At 57.8% G+C, this 15,428-nt stretch carries 19 protein-coding genes and 1 pseudogene; 12 read left to right on the top strand and 8 right to left on the bottom strand.

Going from position 1 to position 15,428, the window contains the following annotated elements; translation table 11 throughout:
- Window positions 1-167: 167 nt before the first annotated feature.
- Window positions 168-425: an anti-adapter protein IraP gene (iraP, locus tag C2E16_RS05460; protein ID WP_084970412.1), complete on the bottom strand. Its 258-nt coding sequence runs from the start codon at window positions 423-425 to the stop codon at window positions 168-170.
- A gap of 642 nt (window positions 426-1,067) precedes the next feature.
- On the opposite strand from iraP, the gene C2E16_RS05455 reads away from it, so the two are divergent.
- The gene (locus C2E16_RS05455; protein ID WP_071883701.1) at window positions 1,068-1,241 is read left to right on the top strand and encodes a con-10 family general stress protein; all 174 of its coding nucleotides are present in this window, start codon (window positions 1,068-1,070) and stop codon (window positions 1,239-1,241) included.
- Between the two features lie 239 nt (window positions 1,242-1,480).
- Here the strand turns inward: C2E16_RS05455 and cspE are convergent, their stop codons facing one another.
- A complete protein-coding gene (cspE, locus tag C2E16_RS05450; protein ID WP_038627682.1) occupies window positions 1,481-1,693 on the bottom strand; it encodes a transcription antiterminator/RNA stability regulator CspE in 213 nt (70 codons plus the stop codon).
- 350 nt (window positions 1,694-2,043) lie between these two features.
- Here cspE and C2E16_RS21360 point away from each other — a divergent pair.
- Both C2E16_RS21360 and C2E16_RS05440 read left to right on the top strand, forming a co-directional pair.
- Window positions 2,044-2,226, top strand: a pseudogene (locus C2E16_RS21360) (MarC family protein); the annotation flags it as partial.
- 292 nt (window positions 2,227-2,518) lie between these two features.
- Complete coding sequence (locus tag C2E16_RS05440) at window positions 2,519-2,770, top strand: biofilm development regulator YmgB/AriR family protein (protein WP_038627685.1); 252 nt, start codon at window positions 2,519-2,521, stop codon at window positions 2,768-2,770.
- Window positions 2,771-2,772: 2 nt separating this feature from the next.
- On the opposite strand, the gene C2E16_RS05435 is transcribed toward C2E16_RS05440, so the two are convergent.
- From C2E16_RS05435 to C2E16_RS05425, 3 genes are all read right to left on the bottom strand, one after another.
- Window positions 2,773-3,318, bottom strand: coding sequence for a GNAT family N-acetyltransferase (locus C2E16_RS05435; RefSeq protein WP_162287225.1), 546 nt, complete (start codon window positions 3,316-3,318; stop codon window positions 2,773-2,775).
- A gap of 247 nt (window positions 3,319-3,565) precedes the next feature.
- Window positions 3,566-3,859, bottom strand: coding sequence for an I78 family peptidase inhibitor (locus tag C2E16_RS05430; protein ID WP_084970410.1), 294 nt, complete (start codon window positions 3,857-3,859; stop codon window positions 3,566-3,568).
- A gap of 261 nt (window positions 3,860-4,120) precedes the next feature.
- Window positions 4,121-6,451 carry a bifunctional diguanylate cyclase/phosphodiesterase gene (locus C2E16_RS05425; protein ID WP_257152259.1) on the bottom strand — a complete coding sequence of 777 codons (2,331 nt, stop codon included), beginning with the start codon at window positions 6,449-6,451 and terminating at the stop codon, window positions 4,121-4,123.
- A gap of 495 nt (window positions 6,452-6,946) precedes the next feature.
- Between C2E16_RS05425 and C2E16_RS05420 the strand changes: the two genes are divergently transcribed.
- The 6 genes from C2E16_RS05420 (at window position 6,947) to C2E16_RS05395 (ending at window position 12,708) form a co-directional block, all read left to right on the top strand.
- Entirely contained in the window at window positions 6,947-7,603 is a 657-nt protein-coding gene (locus C2E16_RS05420) for a CPBP family intramembrane glutamic endopeptidase (RefSeq protein WP_038627690.1), read from the top strand.
- A 122-nt stretch (window positions 7,604-7,725) separates the two neighbouring features.
- Window positions 7,726-9,294: an ABC transporter substrate-binding protein gene (locus C2E16_RS05415; RefSeq protein ID WP_038627692.1), complete on the top strand. Its 1,569-nt coding sequence runs from the start codon at window positions 7,726-7,728 to the stop codon at window positions 9,292-9,294.
- On the top strand, window positions 9,294-10,346 hold the full coding sequence (locus tag C2E16_RS05410) for an ABC transporter permease (RefSeq protein WP_084970409.1): 1,053 nt from the start codon (window positions 9,294-9,296) through the stop codon (window positions 10,344-10,346). The genes C2E16_RS05415 and C2E16_RS05410 overlap by 1 nt, the downstream gene beginning before the upstream one ends.
- Entirely contained in the window at window positions 10,343-11,203 is an 861-nt protein-coding gene (locus C2E16_RS05405; RefSeq protein WP_104951437.1) for an ABC transporter permease, read from the top strand. Before C2E16_RS05410 ends, C2E16_RS05405 begins: the two co-directional genes overlap by 4 nt.
- Window positions 11,193-12,038 (top strand): ABC transporter ATP-binding protein, encoded by an 846-nt coding sequence (locus C2E16_RS05400; protein ID WP_038627698.1) that lies wholly within the window; start codon window positions 11,193-11,195, stop codon window positions 12,036-12,038. The genes C2E16_RS05405 and C2E16_RS05400 overlap by 11 nt, the downstream gene beginning before the upstream one ends.
- Window positions 12,031-12,708 (top strand): ABC transporter ATP-binding protein, encoded by a 678-nt coding sequence (locus C2E16_RS05395; RefSeq protein WP_084971558.1) that lies wholly within the window; start codon window positions 12,031-12,033, stop codon window positions 12,706-12,708. The genes C2E16_RS05400 and C2E16_RS05395 overlap by 8 nt, the downstream gene beginning before the upstream one ends.
- Window positions 12,709-12,782: 74 nt before the next feature.
- Here C2E16_RS05395 and C2E16_RS05390 read toward each other — a convergent pair whose 3' ends face one another.
- Both C2E16_RS05390 and copM read right to left on the bottom strand, forming a co-directional pair.
- Window positions 12,783-12,977: a hypothetical protein gene (locus C2E16_RS05390; protein ID WP_038627702.1), complete on the bottom strand. Its 195-nt coding sequence runs from the start codon at window positions 12,975-12,977 to the stop codon at window positions 12,783-12,785.
- A gap of 91 nt (window positions 12,978-13,068) precedes the next feature.
- Entirely contained in the window at window positions 13,069-13,416 is a 348-nt protein-coding gene (copM, locus tag C2E16_RS05385; protein WP_081981827.1) for a CopM family metallochaperone, read from the bottom strand.
- A 383-nt stretch (window positions 13,417-13,799) separates the two neighbouring features.
- Between copM and C2E16_RS20745 the strand changes: the two genes are divergently transcribed.
- Entirely contained in the window at window positions 13,800-13,970 is a 171-nt protein-coding gene (locus C2E16_RS20745) for a hypothetical protein (RefSeq protein ID WP_167401656.1), read from the top strand.
- A gap of 25 nt (window positions 13,971-13,995) precedes the next feature.
- Here the strand turns inward: C2E16_RS20745 and C2E16_RS05375 are convergent, their stop codons facing one another.
- Entirely contained in the window at window positions 13,996-14,430 is a 435-nt protein-coding gene (locus tag C2E16_RS05375; RefSeq protein WP_084971562.1) for an anti-virulence regulator CigR family protein, read from the bottom strand.
- Window positions 14,431-14,622: 192 nt separating this feature from the next.
- Here C2E16_RS05375 and C2E16_RS20740 point away from each other — a divergent pair, with 192 nt between their 5' ends.
- Together C2E16_RS20740 and C2E16_RS05370 are read left to right on the top strand one after the other, a co-directional pair.
- The gene (locus C2E16_RS20740; protein WP_167401655.1) at window positions 14,623-14,793 is read left to right on the top strand and encodes a hypothetical protein; all 171 of its coding nucleotides are present in this window, start codon (window positions 14,623-14,625) and stop codon (window positions 14,791-14,793) included.
- A gap of 105 nt (window positions 14,794-14,898) precedes the next feature.
- Window positions 14,899-15,135, top strand: a complete 237-nt coding sequence (locus C2E16_RS05370) for a hypothetical protein (protein WP_038627707.1) — start codon at window positions 14,899-14,901, stop codon at window positions 15,133-15,135.
- Window positions 15,136-15,428 lie beyond the last annotated feature (293 nt).

The following is a 15,428-nucleotide window of genomic DNA, read 5'->3' as shown; positions in this document are numbered from 1 at the left end:
TTGTAACTACAAAGGCGCTTTGCCGGGCAGGGTTCGATGAATAGCACGATAGCGTTATGCTGACGACGCATCACTTTCCGGCAAGGCGTGACATGATATCTTCCCTGGCACTGGCAGCAAAACAAACGGCCACCGTATCAGGTGGCCGTTGTTAACGTAAGGCAGGATCAATAGCGAGGATGATTAAGAAGCTTGTCGATATAACCATGCAGCAAAGAAGCATCTTCCGGCTTTGCGCCATCCGCAGCAACGGTAGCCAGTGCCTGACTGATACCGTTACTCAGTTCCTGTCGCTGTTCGTCACCCAGTTTTCGCAGCAGCGCGGTCATAACAATCTCCAGCGCTTCAACCTGGGCAACCAGCTCTTTCGACTCTGCTTCTTTTTCCGCCAGCTTATCCAGTAGTTCTGCAATGAGGTATTTCATCACATTATCTCAATAACAATGTAAAGGCAGACATTATCACTATGATTAACAAAATGACAGCAGAGGCCACTGATATTTTACACTTTTTTTTGCAGGTTATCTTAAAACAGATTTCTTTTTTTAAATATCAACGGCGCCGGGAGACAGCAGAAAAGGCATACTACGTCAGGGACAAACGTAGCGGCAGGAGCGCCCTGACGTTATATTAACAGGTTCTCTTTTACGGCTGTTTTATTATTGCTATCTAGCCAAATATTATCGTAACCGTGCCGTTTCAGGCTCTGTAAACTATTTATGCAGAGACGCGCTAACAGGCGAGGCGGTAATTGCCCGAAAAAAAACAAGCGCAGCGAACCAGGCAATACCTTTCAGAAACGTCCTGGAAGCGGCTGTAGCAAAAATCAATATCTCTTTATTTTTGTTCAATAAAATCAAACCATTAAAAATACATAAAATACAACATAATATGAAAAAAGATTTATTTCAGTCGTTTATATCAGTCAACAAAAAATCCTCTCCGGCTGGAAAAATAAATAACTCCGCCTACACTTTAAATTGTCACAACGCAGAATATGCATTACCCAGGTAATAAACATATTCTTAGATGCTCACCAAAACTGGAAAAGTAATCAGGAGACGATTATGGCAGAACATCGTGGTGGTTCAGGTAATTTTGCAGAAGACCGTGAAAAAGCCTCTGAAGCCGGTAAAAAAGGCGGCCAGCAGAGCGGCGGCAACTTCAAAAATGACCGTGAAAAAGCATCCGAAGCGGGTAAAAAAGGCGGACAAAACAGCCACGGCGGCCGTAAGTCCTGACCCGTATTCGTCGCCGCCGTCGAAACTGCGGTGACGTAGCAACACGCTATCAGGCCCTGGGATATCACTGATATTCCGGGGTTCTTTTTTATCCGCCAGCCCGCCCGGCTCACCGCCACAGGCGATGGCGCGTAAAGCCGAACAGGATGCGTATCGCAGGCACCGTCGAAAAAGCTCAGTAGCCTGAATTCAGGCAATAAAAAACCCGCCATCAGGCGGGTTTTTTGAATTCTGGTTGCTTAACGTACGGTTACGTTAGCAGCAGCCGGGCCTTTCGGACCGTTTTCAATGGTGAACTCAACGTTCTGCCCTTCTTCCAGAGTTTTGAAGCCCTGGTTCTGGATTGCAGAGAAGTGTACGAACACGTCTTTGCTGCCGTCAGCCGGAGAAATGAAGCCGAAACCTTTCTCAGCGTTGAACCATTTTACTAAACCAGTCAGTTTTGCAGACATTTGTCTTTCCTTCAGTGAATATTAACGCCTCTTGGGCAACAGGTTTGTGTACAGATGTTATGAGGCACTCAGGAAGGCGATACTGAAGAAGGGATATCAGAGATAACTCTTACACTGCAGACTGCTTTACTAAAACTGCTCGCATACCCGGTTCTGTTTAACAAACCGACGATGCATTTACTCATAATCGCCAACGCAATGCAAGCGGGATTTTAGCGCGAGCCATGAAAAAAGCGGACAGGCAGGCGCCAGGCCCCGGCACGCCGGACAGATTGAGAGAAAACTTATTTTGTGGCACAACTGCCGCAGGCGCTTATTTGCCTTAATGGAAACAGATAAAGGAACACGCTATGTCAGAGTTGCTTTGCGCCGTGGGGCTGGGTCTGGTTGTGCTGCTGCCGTTGGCGAATCCGTTAACCACCGTCGCCCTGTTTTTAGGCCTGGCTGGCGATATGAGCGCCAGCGAACGCAGGAAGCAATCTTTCCAGGCCGCCTGCTACGTTTTCCTGATTATGACCGTCGCCTGGTATGCGGTGAAGCCATCTCGCGTCTGATGGGCTTTTTACTGGTCTGCATGGGCGTGCAGTTTGTGATTAACGGCGTATTGGAGGTTGCTCACGCCTTCACGTCAGCCGGCGGTTAATTACGCCGCAAAAATATTTCATTTTGTTACTGACATTTCTCATTCACACTTCTATGTTTAAAAAATCGCCACTTGTCCTTAAGGTGGCGTCAAGTCATGTTGATGTGCCTTTCTGGCCCCTTGTTGCTCTGACACTGATCCGTCGGCGCTCCGCGTCGATGCTGCGTTTTTGGAGGTTGAGAATGAGAACACAATCCACCAGCGCTGGCCGGGAAATTACCGACTACTTCAACAGCCCGGCGTGGAACGCGCCGAAAGAAGCAGAGCTGTTGGCGGTAGTGATGATGGAGCTGATGCAGGCAGGCAAACCCACCACGGATAAGGCGCTGATCGCCAGCGTGATCAAAAAACTCGATCTGGAAAAGGATGAGGGCGTGCTGCAAAGCTATCGCAACGTGCTGGCGCAGCTGATGCAGGGCACTTCCGAAGATTAGCGTTATCTGAACCAGAGATACCAGAACAGGGCCACCTCCGCCGGCCGGGCATGCAACGCGCGATAAAGATGCCTGTCAATGCCGCCCAGCTCAAACCCCATTTTTTCATAGAGCAGGCAGGCGGCGACGTTGGTGTTCTGCGTCTCCAGCGTGACGCCGGCCAGCTGCTGTTCATGCGCCCAGCCGATCGCGTGCGTCAGCAAGGCGCTGCCGCAGCCGCAGCGTCTGAACCCGCTGTCGATGGCAATATCCTCCACCAGCGCCAGACCGTTCCAGTTGCGGCTGACCGCCAGATAGCCGACCGGCCGTTCGTCAACCAGCGTGACGAAAAACGCCCCGTCGCGGCTATCCAGATAAGCGGCGAACTGCTGCGGATCGTTAAAATAGTTTTTTTCGCGCGGCGTCACGTCACGTAAGCCATCACGCACCGGCCTGTCAAAAGCGGCGTCCAGTTCCTGCGTGACGGTAAAACGATATTCAAGCGCCTGTAGCGCGCGCAGCAGCGTCGGCGTTGCGGTCGTCACCCGTAGCGCTCTTTTTTCCTGCATTCCCTCGTCCCCAGCATCGGTTTGTCGTTTAGCGCAATGTGTTAGCGAGCTAATTTTCAAGCGTAGCCGAATGTAACGGCGCTGCATCCGTCCATAAAAAAATCCCGCACGAGGCGGGAGGAATGAAGACGAGCAGTACACTGTTATGTGACGGGGAAATCACGTTATTTCCCCGCTATCCTGCCCGGCGCAGATGACAGCAGCGTGACAGCCGCAAGACAATTGCGCGCAACGGATAAATCAGACGTTAGCCGCAGTAAACGCGGGTAATCACATCGTTCTTATCGCCGAGGAAATTCAGGCGATTCAGATTGAAATCCATCGTCACCGCTGAGTTATAAGGAATCGCGCGCACCGGATGATCGAAACGCAGGCTGTTTACGGCGGATAGCGGTTTGCCGACATAGCTCTGATAACCAGATGCGCCGCAGCGGTCGGCGTCAGGATCGACCGCCGACGCGTCAGCGCCTTTCTGTCCATGCTGACAGGCTGCCAGAGTAAACAGCGCCATCACCAGCGCCGCTTTTCCATACTGTTTCATCGTGACTCTCCTCTTTGGCTTCTCGTTCAGTGACTGGCGGTAAAGCGTAACAGATCGTCCAGCGAATGCGGACCGCTTTATCCGGGTCGGGACTGTGACGCAAAGCGTGAAACAGGCACAAACAGTCTAAATTTCACCCACTCTCTGGCTATAATTTTTAAGATTAATCTCAGGAGGTGCATTATGGAACTGGCTATCTTTATCGGCTTTGCGGTGCTGATGACCTGTGTGGCCGTCCGCGTTCGCTAAGCACCTGACGGGTCAGACTGGCTGGCCCGTTTCTTTATCGGTTTCATCCGCCGTCTCAAGCAGACGCACAAAATCGCCTGCCGGCATCGGCCTGCCCAGGAAATAGCCCTGTCCTTCGTCGCAGGCAATCGCCTGCAGTTCGGCAAACTGCTCCGCGCTCTCAATTCCCTCTGCGGTAATCACCAGCGAAAACGCCTTGCCCAGGCCGATAATGCCGTTAACGATGGAATGCGCCTGCTGCGAATGCGGGAAATCCTTCATGTAGGAGCGATCCATCTTCAGGCCGTCGAACGGAAAGGTTTTCAGGTAGCCGAGCGAGGCGTAGCCGGAGCCGAAATCGTCCACTGTCAGCCGCACGCCCAGCGCTTTCAGGCGCTGCATGACTTTCAGCGTGTTGTCCGGGTTTTCCAGCGTCACATTTTCGGTGATCTCCAGCTCCAGCCGCTCGGCTGGCAGTCCGGTTATGCGCAGCACGCTCGCCACGCGTCCGACCAGGTCGCCGCGGCAAAACTCCACTGGCGAGATGTTGACCGAGACGTAGAACGGGCGCGGCCAGCTCAGGGCGTCGCGACAGGCGCGCTGCAATACCCAGTCGCTGATTGGCAGGATCAGCCCGGTTTCTTCCGCCAGCGGAATAAAGCTGTCGGGCATTACCAGCGCCGGCGGCGACGGCTGCCAGCGCAGCAGCGCTTCCGCGCCATCCATGCGGCCGCTGTGCAGCGAGTAACGCGGCTGATAGAACAGGCGCAGTTCGTCCCGCGCCACCGCCTGGCTGAGCGCGCGCTCCATTTCACGTCGGCGCACCAGCTGCTCGGACATTTCCGGCGAATAGAATACCCAGCGGTCGCGGCCCAGGTTTTTCGACTGATAGAGCGCGATATCAGCCATGCGCAGCAGCTCCTCTGGCTGTAGCGCGTCCTGCGGCGCGCGCGCGATGCCGATCGACGCGCCGATATGCACCACCTGCCCCGCCACGTGGAACGGCTTATGGATTTCACTCATCAGGCAGCGACAGCGCGCCTCGATCGCCTCGACGCTGGTCAGGCCGCTCAGCAGCAAAATAAACTCATCGCCGCCCTGCCGCGACAGTAAATCGTCCCGCTCAAGGCAGACGCGCAGACGCTGCGAGACCTCATTCAGCACGCTGTCGCCCGCCGCGTGGCCGTAAAGGTCGTTAATCGGCTTAAAGTGGTCAAGATCGAGGCTGAACATCACCAGCGGCTGCGCTTCCGTCGGCTGCGCCTGCAGCTTGCCGCTCAGAAACTCATTCATGCGGTGGCGGTTAGGCAGACCGGTCAGCGTGTCATGCTGCGACAGATACTGAATGCGCGCCTGCGCCTCCACCTCATGGGTGATATCGGACACGGTGCCACGGAATCCCTGTAGCTTGCCGTGCAGCTCGATCGGCTTCGCCACCAGGCTGCAGATGCGATCTTCGCCCTGCGCCGAACGGTAGTGACAGCGCAGCGTGCGTCGCTCGCCGCCCGCGCTCTGGCGCAGCATCCACTCCGACACCGACTGGCCGTTGCCAATCAGCAGGCAGTCGATCGGTTTGCCGCTCTGTACCGCGACGTCATAACCGGTCACCGCCGTGAAGCGCGACGAGAGATAGGTCAGCATGCCCTGCGCATCGGTCTCCCAGATCCAGTCGGAAGCCGCTTCCGCCACATCGCGGAAGCGCGCCTCGCTGTGGCTCAGCTCGCTCTTGCTCTGGCGCAGCTGTTCGAAGCGCCAATCAGAAAGACGGGCATTATCCATCGCGTGACGCACCACGCGCCGCGAAATAACGCCCAGCATCAAAATGGTCAATGCCAGCAGCGGCAACGTTACCAACAGCAGATTGTGCCCCGGCCTGCTGCTTTCCCAGCGGACCAGCAGCGGCGCGCCCTGCTCTACCGACAGCATGATGCTCGCCCGCGAAGGCGATCCGCTCTCCGGCGCCGTGTGGAGCTGGCTGACGCCGACGCTGTTGCCCAGCGCCAGCAGTTTGCGCGGCGTATAGCGGTCGACGAATATCATGACCGACGGCGGACCGGGAAGGGTTCCCAGCCCCGGTACTTTGCCGGTGGTGATCGGCGCGGCGGCGACAATGGCGGGCGCGCCTTCAACGCGCGCATTTTTTACCAGCGCGGTCTCATTTTCGAGCATCGCGCGCGCCTCATCCACCACGCTGCGGCTCAGCTTGCCCAGCCACTGTTCGACCGGCATGGTGCTGACTTTGCCGTTGATCACCGCGTAGCGCGTGCGTCCCGCGCCGTCGACGACGAAGACGCCTTCATAGTGGTATTCACTGTAGAGACCCGGCCCGAAGTTCTGCTGATCGAACGCCCACTCCTTATCCACCCGCAGGTGCAGATGGTTCCAGGCTTCCCCCAGAAGGCGTAATCGCGGATATCGGTCAGAACAGACTGCTGTCGATCCTGCCAGGCGTTGCGCAGCAAGAACTTCTCCTGCGCCAGCGCGGCGCTGTTTTGCCGCAGGGCGATAAAAACTATCATCGTCACCATAGTGATAAGGACGACGCCCATTATACAGCCCAGCACCACCAGCGTACGGCGCGTAAATAAGGTGGTGGGCTTTTCAGCCGGGCGAAGGTTAAACGGTAATAAAGGCGATAAATTCATCTACGAAACCCTGGTAAAATGCGTTGTACAACCTCCGCTGTATAAGACGCAGCGACTGGCGAGGCGCGGCGTAGATTCCTGCTTATTTCACGCTTAGAGTCGTTATCGGCCCGATGCCTCGACTGTTTAGAGAAAAAGCGCGCTTCTGTGGGCGTCTCGACAGCGATCGTGGCGGTTGTTACACTCCTCTTCCCTTCCGCTTCCGACACCGCCTATGAAAACCCAACACGACAGAGCTGCGCTGACGCTGTTCTACCTTGGCAGTTTTGTTCTCTACTATCTGATCACGCTGGCGATCACCTGGTTTCCCAACTACGGCGATTTACAGCAGAAGGGATTGCTGGTGCCGGTGCTCTGCCTGTTTGAGTTCGCGGTGCTGTGGCCGCTCTACCGTTTTTATCAGGCGCGCCGCAGCGATATCCCGCTGGGACGGCTGCGGGCCAGGCCGACGCTGTTGTTTCTGGCATTGCTGCTGGCGCTGATGGCGGCGCAGACGCAGTTTTTGCAGCCGGAGCGCTGGCTGGAAGATCAGGCGAACCAGAGCGTTGTTTCGCTCTGGATTCTGCTGTTTTCCGCCGTGCTGCTGGCGCCGGTGTTTGAAGAGATTCTGTTTCGCGGCTTTTTGCTACAGGGGTTTCTGCTGTGGGCGCCGCGCAGCCGCTTCGCCTGCATCGTGCTGACCTCGCTGTTGTTCGCCGTGATGCATACGCAATATGTCCACTGGCAAACCCTTGCGGTGCTGACGCTGTTCTCCCTTCTGCTTTGCTATGCGCGGCTGCGCGCTAACAGTTTGCTGCTGCCGATATTCCTGCATATGCTTAATAATCTGATCGCGCTGCTGCCCTCTCTCTGGTACGTGCTGCAGTCCTGACGGAAAAGGTTTATAACCATTTCGGCTGACTTATAACTTTTACTCATAAGCATAGCGATTATTCTACTATCAGCCCTTCCGGTTGTTCCCTTACACTCGCGAAAAAACGGTAAGGAAACGTCATGAAAAGTTTTGTTCCTGCAGTTCTGACGCTGGCGATGAGCGCCAGCTTCGCCGCCAGCGCGGCCACGCCGCCTGACACCCTGGTTATCGCACAGTCTATCGATGACGCCAGCAGCTTCGATCCGGCCGAAGGCTTTGAGCTGACCTCCGTTCAGGCGTTCACCAACCTCTACCAGCGTCTGCTGCAATCCGATCCGCAAAACCCGAACGAGCTGAAGCCGACGCTGGCAAGCAGCTGGGAAGCGGGCAAAGATAACCGCAGCCTGATCGTCACGCTACGCGACGGCGCGACTTTCGCCTCCGGTAACCCGGTGCGCCCGGAAGATGTGATCTTTTCCCTGTCGCGCGTGGTGAAGCTGAATCTCGACCCTTCTTTCATTCTTACCCAGCTCGGCTGGACCAAAGAGAATGTTGATGGCCAGCTGAAGAAAATCGACGACAAGCATGTGCAGATCAGCTGGCAGGCCAACGTCAGCCCGGCCTACGTGCTGAGCCTGCTGGCGGCGCCGGTGGCCTCGATCGTCGATGCCAAAACCGTGCTGGCGAACCAGCAGAATAATGACCTCGGCAACAAATGGCTGGCGACCCACTCCGCCGGCAGCGGCCCGTTTCAGATCCGCCGCTACGTGCCGCATGAGGTGGTGCTGATGACCGCCAACCCCAGCTCGCCGGGCGACAAGCCGAAGCTGAAAAACATTCTGATCAAAAACGTGCCGGAACCGGCGGCGCGCCGCCTGCTGCTTGAGCAGGGCGACGCCGATATCGCCCGCAATCTGGGCGCCGATCAGATGGCGGCGCTGAAAGGCAAGCCAGGCGTGAAGCCGCTGGCGATCCCGATGGCGTCGCTCTACTACATACAGTTCAATATTGACGCGCAGCCCGCGCTGAAAAATCCGGCACTGTGGGAAGCGGCGCGCTACCTGTTTGACTATCACGGCATCGCCGACGATCTGCTGAAAGGCCAGTTCCAGGTGCATCAGTCCTTCCTGCCGGAGGGCTTCCCCGGCGCGCTCAACGAGACGCCGTATCAGTACGACCCGGAAAAAGCGAAGGCGATCCTGGCGAAAGCGGGCCTGAAGAATGTCAGCTTCAAGCTGGCGGTCAGCAACCAGCCGCCTTATCTGGATATCGCGCAGGCGTTGCAGGCCAGCTTCGCCAAAGGCGGCATTCGCGTGGAGCTGATCCCCGGCCTGAGCACCGAAGTCTCAACCAACGTTAAGGCGCATAAGTATGAAGCGACGCTGAACGCCTGGGGAGCGGACTATTTCGATCCGAACACCAACGCCTCCGCCTTCGCCTACAACCCGGAAGACGGCAGTAAAACGCTCGCCTGGCGCTCCAACTGGCACATTCCTGAACTGAGCAAGCAGACGCTGGCCGCCACGGCGGAAAGCGATCCGGCGAAGCGCATCGCACTCTATCAGGCGATGCAGCGCGAAGTGATGAAAAACTCGCCGTACGTGGTCGGCCTGCAGGCGCGCAACCTGATTGCCGTCCGCGATAACCTGAAAGGCTACGTGCAGGGCATCAACCCCGATATGGTTTACTACAGCCAGGTCAGTAAGTAATGACGTTATCCGCAACGGATGCCGGGCGCGCCCGGCAGTTCTGGCGTCGCGGCGGCCGCGTCGTCACCAGCCTGCTTTCGCTGCTGGTGACGCTGCTTGGCCTGCTGGCGTTCACCTTTATGCTCTCGCACCTCTCGCCGGTCGATCCGGTGTTGCAGATCGCCGGCGACCACGCCAGCGAATCGACTTATCAACAGGTGCGTCACGATTTAGGACTCGACCAGCCGCTGCCGGTGCAGTTCTGGCGCTATCTGGAACACCTGGCGCGCGGCGATCTGGGTATCTCCCATATCACCAGCCAGCCGGTGGCCAGCGATCTGGCGCGCACGTTCCCGGCGACCATCGAACTGGCGAGCTGCGCGATGATTTTCGGCGCGCTGTTCGGCATCGCGCTCGCGCTACTGGCGGCGTGGAAACCGGGCAGCGTGCTGGATAATCTGGCGCGGCTGATCTCGCTGCTGGGCTATTCGGTGCCGGTGTTCTGGCTCGGTCTGCTGGGGCTGCTGCTGTTCTACGCGGTGCTGCACTGGTCCGCCGGACCCGGCCGTCTCGATGATATCTGGGTCTACACGCTGGAGCCGAAAACCGGCTTCGTGCTGATCGACAGCTGGCTTTCCGGCGACCGCGAGATGTTCCGCAACGCCATCGCCCACCTCTGGCTGCCGGTGGTGGTGCTGGGCATGCTGTCGATGGCGGGCATCACGCGCCTGCTGCGCGCCGCCCTGCTCGAAGAGAGCGGTAAAGAGTATGTTGCGCTGGCGCGCGCCAAAGGCGCCAGCCGCGGACGCATCCTGCTCTGTCATATCTTCCCGAATGTGCGCGGCACGCTGATCACCGTGCTGGCGCTCTCCTACGCCACGCTGCTGGAAGGCTCGGTGCTGACGGAGACGGTATTCGCCTGGCCCGGCGTTGGCCGTTATCTCACCACCGCGCTTTTCGCCTCCGATGTGCCCGCAATCCTTGGCTCAACGCTGCTGATTGGCGGCTGTTTCGTGCTGCTTAACGCGCTGGCGGACGCCCTGACCTGGTTAACCGATCCGAGAACCCGATGACCCAACATTTATCCGATGCTGAAACCGTGGCGCCCGTGGGACGCCGCCGCCGTCGGCTGACGACGCTATTCGTCGGCGGCGCGCTGGTGGCGATCCTGGTGATGATGGCGCTGTTCGCGCCGCTGCTGGCGCCTTTCGATCCCAACGCGCAGACCATTTCGGCCCGTCTGCTGCCGCCTTCCGCCCTGCACTGGTTCGGCACCGACGGCTTTGGCCGCGATCTGCTGTCGCGGGTGATCTACGGCGCGCGTCCGACGCTGCTGCTGGTGTCGCTGATCCTGCTGCTGACCATTCCCGTCGGCCTGCTGGTCGGCATTATGGCTGGCTACCTCGGCGGCTGGACCGAGCGCGTATTAATGCGCATAACCGATATTTTCCTTTCATTGCCTAACCTGGTGATCGCGTTGGCGCTGGTTTCGATCCTCGGCCCCGGCCTGCTGAACGGCGCGCTGGCGCTGGCACTGACCAGCTGGCCGCCCTTTGCGCGTCAGGCACGCGCCGAGACGCTGGCGCTGCGCCGCAGCGACTACCTCGCCGCCGCGCGCATGCAGGGCATCACCGGCCTGCGCCTGATGTTCGGTCATATTCTGCCGCTCTGCCTGCCCAGCGCGGTGGTGCGCGCCGCGCTCAGCCTCGGCGGCATCATCCTCTCCGCCGCCGGGCTCGGCTTCCTGGGCATGGGCGTTCAGCCGCCGACCGCGGAATGGGGCTCAATGGTGGCGGAAGGCAGCAAGGTGATTTTCGATCAGTGGTGGGTGGCGGCCGCGCCGGGCGGCGCCATTCTGTTCGCCAGCCTGGCGTTTAACCTGACAGGCGACGGCCTGCGCGACCGACTGGATACTCGTCATGGCAACTGATAATACGCCGCTGGTTATCGCGGATAACCTGAGCATCCACAGCGCGCAATCGGCGCTGGTGCGCCAGGTCAGCTTTACTCTGGGACGCGAGCGCGTGGCGCTGGTAGGCGAATCGGGCTCCGGCAAATCCCTTACCGCCCGTTCGCTGATGGGCCTGCTGGCGCCGGGGCTGCATTTGCAGGCGCGCCAGTTGCAGATCGCAGGCCGCGACGCCCTGACGCTCAGTGAAAAACGCTGGAGCCAGCTGCGCGGCAGCGAGGTAGGCATGGTGATGCAGGACCCGAAATATGCGCTCAACCCGACGCGCACCGTCGGTTGGCAGGTCGAGGAGCCGCTGAAGCTGCACCATCGCCTGAGCCGCGCCGAGCGGCGGGAAAAGGTGGCGGAGATGCTGGCGGCGGTAGGCCTGCCGCAGCCGACCCAGCTGATGACGCGCTATCCGCACCAGCTTTCCGGCGGCATGGGCCAGCGCGTGATGCTGGCGATCGCGCTGATCGCCGATCCGCAATTTTTGATCGCCGACGAGCCGACCTCTGCGCTGGATCACGCGATGCGCGATCAGGTACTGGCGCTGATCCGCCGCCTGGTGGAGGAGCGCAACATGGGACTGCTGTTGATCAGTCACGATCTGCAACAGGTAGCGGAACATTGCGAACGGGTGATGGTGATGTACAAAGGCCAGCTGCTCGACAGCCTGCCCGCCGCCGACCTGCCGCGCGCCACTCACCCTTACACCCGCACGCTGTGGGCCTGCCGTCCCAGCAAGGCGACGCACGGCCAGTCGCTGCCGGTGCTGGATCGCGCCGCACTGGAGGTGCAGCTTGAGCATGATTGATTTACAGAACCTCAGCGTGGCGCATCGTCACGGCTACGACCTGCGCACCGTGGTGCATGATGTATCGCTGTCGGTCGCGCCGGGAGAATGCTTTGGGCTGGTAGGGCCGTCCGGCTGCGGCAAATCTTCCCTGCTGTGGGTCATGGCGGGACTGAATCCGCACTGGCAGGGCAAAATGCGGCTGGCGGGCCACCAGGCGCCGCCGGGAAAAGCCTTTACCGGCGACCTGCGCCGCGAAGTGCAGATGGTGTTTCAGGATCCGTACGCCTCGCTGCATCCGCGTCATCGCCTGCGCCGCACGCTGGCGGAGCCATTGAAGCTGCTGAAGCGCGACAATATCGACGATCGCATTCATGCAGGCTTCCGTCATGTCGGCCTCGATCCGGCGCTGGCGGAACGCTACCCGCATCAGCTTTCCGGCGGCCAGCGTCAGCGCGTGGCGATTGTGCGCGCCCTGCTGCTGGAGCCGAAAGTGCTGTTGCTGGATGAGCCGACCTCGGCGCTGGATATGTCGGTGCAGGCGGAAATTCTCAATCTGCTGAATCAGCTGAAACAGCAGGATGGGCTGACAATGGTGCTGGTGAGCCACGACCCGGATGTGATCGATCATATGTGCGATCGCGCCGTGCAGATGGAGGCAGGCCGCATCGTCGGCAACCGCAGCGCCTGACGCCGCGCCAAAACGGACAAAGGCGGCCTTACGACGGCCGCCTTTTTATCATGCGCTCAGGAGCGGTTTAACGGTCAGGAAATCGCTGAATCTGACGCTTCTTTTTTCTTTTCAGATTCAAAATGCGTTCTGAACTGCTCGTAGATAGAGATCATGTTGCTGGCGTCGCCCTGCAGCGGGCTGAGCTTGCCGGCACGCACCAGTTCAATCACCAGCTGCAGCGCAGCCTGCTTCGGGCTGCTGGAAGGATGCGCAATTTCATTCGACATACAAACGTTCCTGTCATTAAGGGGAAATGGCAGAGTTTAGCCTAAACGCCGACAAAAAACCGCGTCGCGCTGCTGTCCCGATGCGCCGCGCTTACTTCTGATGCGTTTTCAGCCATTCCTGCATTCTGTCGATTTCCGGCTGCTGCGCAGCGATAATTTCTCTGGCCAGCTTCTGCATCTCAGGATCTTTGCCATATTGCAGTTCGGTTTTCGCCATCTCAATCGCCCCCTGATGATGGGCGATCATGCCCTGAGCGAAAGCGACGTCGGCATCCTGCGCCTTAAGGCCGTCCATCATCTTTTCATGCATGGCGGTCATGCCCTGCTGATAGCTCTGCTGGGCGGGCGTCATGGCCTCATGCTGATGCATGTCGTCGGCAGCCCAGGCGCCGGACGCGGTCAGTACGGAAAGCAGAAGTGTTACAGACAACGTTTTCATCATTTATCCTCGTCAGTGGAAATTCGTCCTGAAAGGCTCAAAATAAACCTTTCCCTTAGGGGAAGGTCAATAAGCGCGAGGCATCCTCCGTTAATAAACTCCGCTGGCACGTTTTAGCGGCGCCGGGACGATAAAAGCAAATGATTTATTGGCCAGCTTCACATTTTTAACCGGCGGCGCATGATAAATGTCGCTCCTGACAGACGCGTCTCGTTAATAAAAGCAACTCAGAAAAAAACCTGTTTCCTTTATTTCACCAGAACCAATAATGGGATGACCCGCCATGGCCGCTCGCTGTAAAACGCACTAAAGAAGTAAGGATGCTGTATGACCTTTTCTCTGGTAAACAGGGCATTTCTCCGTCCGTTTTTTTTCGCAACGACATGGCTTGTCGTCGTCGGCGCGCAGGCGTCGCCGTCTCGCTGTCGCAGGAGCAGGACGGCGGCTCGCAGGGCCGCGCCTGTATTTATGTGCATCAGGGGCAGGCGCTGTTTCGCGTCGTAAAAGCGGACGAAGCTTGCCAGCCAGAAATTATTATTGAGAATCAAAGCTAAGCCGTGTGTTTATCGCCCTGTTCGCTTAATCAAACACGTTATTAATCACGCTGGTGACCACCGCGGTGCTGAGCGCAATCAACACCAGATCGCGACCGGCGATGCGCCATTCGTAGCCGGGATAGTGCGGCAGTTCGCGCAGCATCGGCGCCGGCACCGCTTTTTTGGCGATGCCCGGCGGCAGCGGTTTGCCGCGCGCCAGGTTTTTCGCAATGCCGGGCGGCAGCGCCGAATAGCCGGTCAGCCCGTGCGATACCGCCAGCCGGCGTGCATCGCGGTAATCGAGATTGAGATGCAAGCCCTCTTCTTCCTGTTGATACTCCCCGTGCTTGTTTTTGCCATTGCCTTGATGACCATGACCATGGCCGTTGCCGTGACCGTGACCGGGATCGGCATACAGCGGCGCGCTCAGCAGCAGCACGCTCAGCGCCAGCAGCGGTTTTATCGTGGTAGTGCGCATACTTTTCTCCTGACTGTCAGTTTACGCAGCGATTATAGGTAATTTCAGGCAAAAACAGCGTGGGCGGAACGCGTTTTTATCCGAAAGTTAGCGCCACCCTTTGTTTGTGAGGAAATACGTAAACAGGCTTATCGGCTATACTTGTCTTCTGGAGAAAAAGTACCTTCGGTAGGCGCGCGAAAGGAGCTAACCATGTTGATAGGATTTGTGCTTTTAGTCAGCGCCTGTGGCCACGATGCCTGTGATGCCCTGCCGGTTACCGAACATATCTACCCCACGCAGGCGGCCTGCGAACATATGGCCTGGCGCATTAAGCAGCGCCGTCCCAATGCGGTTTTGATCTGTGGCGAAGTTCGTCGGTAAGCTAACGTAAAAATCCCTTTTCTGCCGCTTAGCCGGTTGCTATCCGGCAGTAAACGGGTCAAAATATGAGCTGTTTTCGCATTAACTAACATCGTTGTGAATCCCATGAAAACCCGTAAGCCCCGTCGTCCTAACGGACGGTGGATTTATTACATTCTGCATGACGGTATTCTCTGGCCCTGTCCGGTGCGTTGGGAATGGGAAAGCGGTTACGGCGGCTGGCTGCCGTTCTATTTTTCCCCCACGCTGGAATTTGTGGTTGGCGATCCCGCTAAAGCCTGGCGCGTTCCCGGATCGGGTCATCATCCCGCCCGGCGTCAACGTTGGCCGGAAGCAGCCTGATTCAGGCTGCTGTTTATTGCGTACCGCTGCCGCAACCCGTGCAGCGGTTTCATCCCCGCCCTTTCTTTCTGCTGCAGATAACGCACCTGCTGCGTTTCAGCCTCCCGGTTGTTACCGCTGCCCGTTAATAAATATTTCCCGCTATTCGCCTGCCTTTATTTGACTTAGCTCAGATGTACAACACATTGTTAATACTAATCTTTTAAATAAGAGAACAATTGACTCAGGTAATATTTAATGGCATAAAGCCATAAAATTTAAGCGATTATCTTTTTATCGGCGAATTAAATAAC

Origin of the sequence: Mixta calida (genome assembly GCF_002953215.1) — a bacterium.
In the GTDB taxonomy this organism is placed as follows: Bacteria; Pseudomonadota; Gammaproteobacteria; order Enterobacterales; family Enterobacteriaceae; genus Mixta; species Mixta calida.
This window is presented reverse-complemented; position numbering and strand designations above follow the sequence as displayed.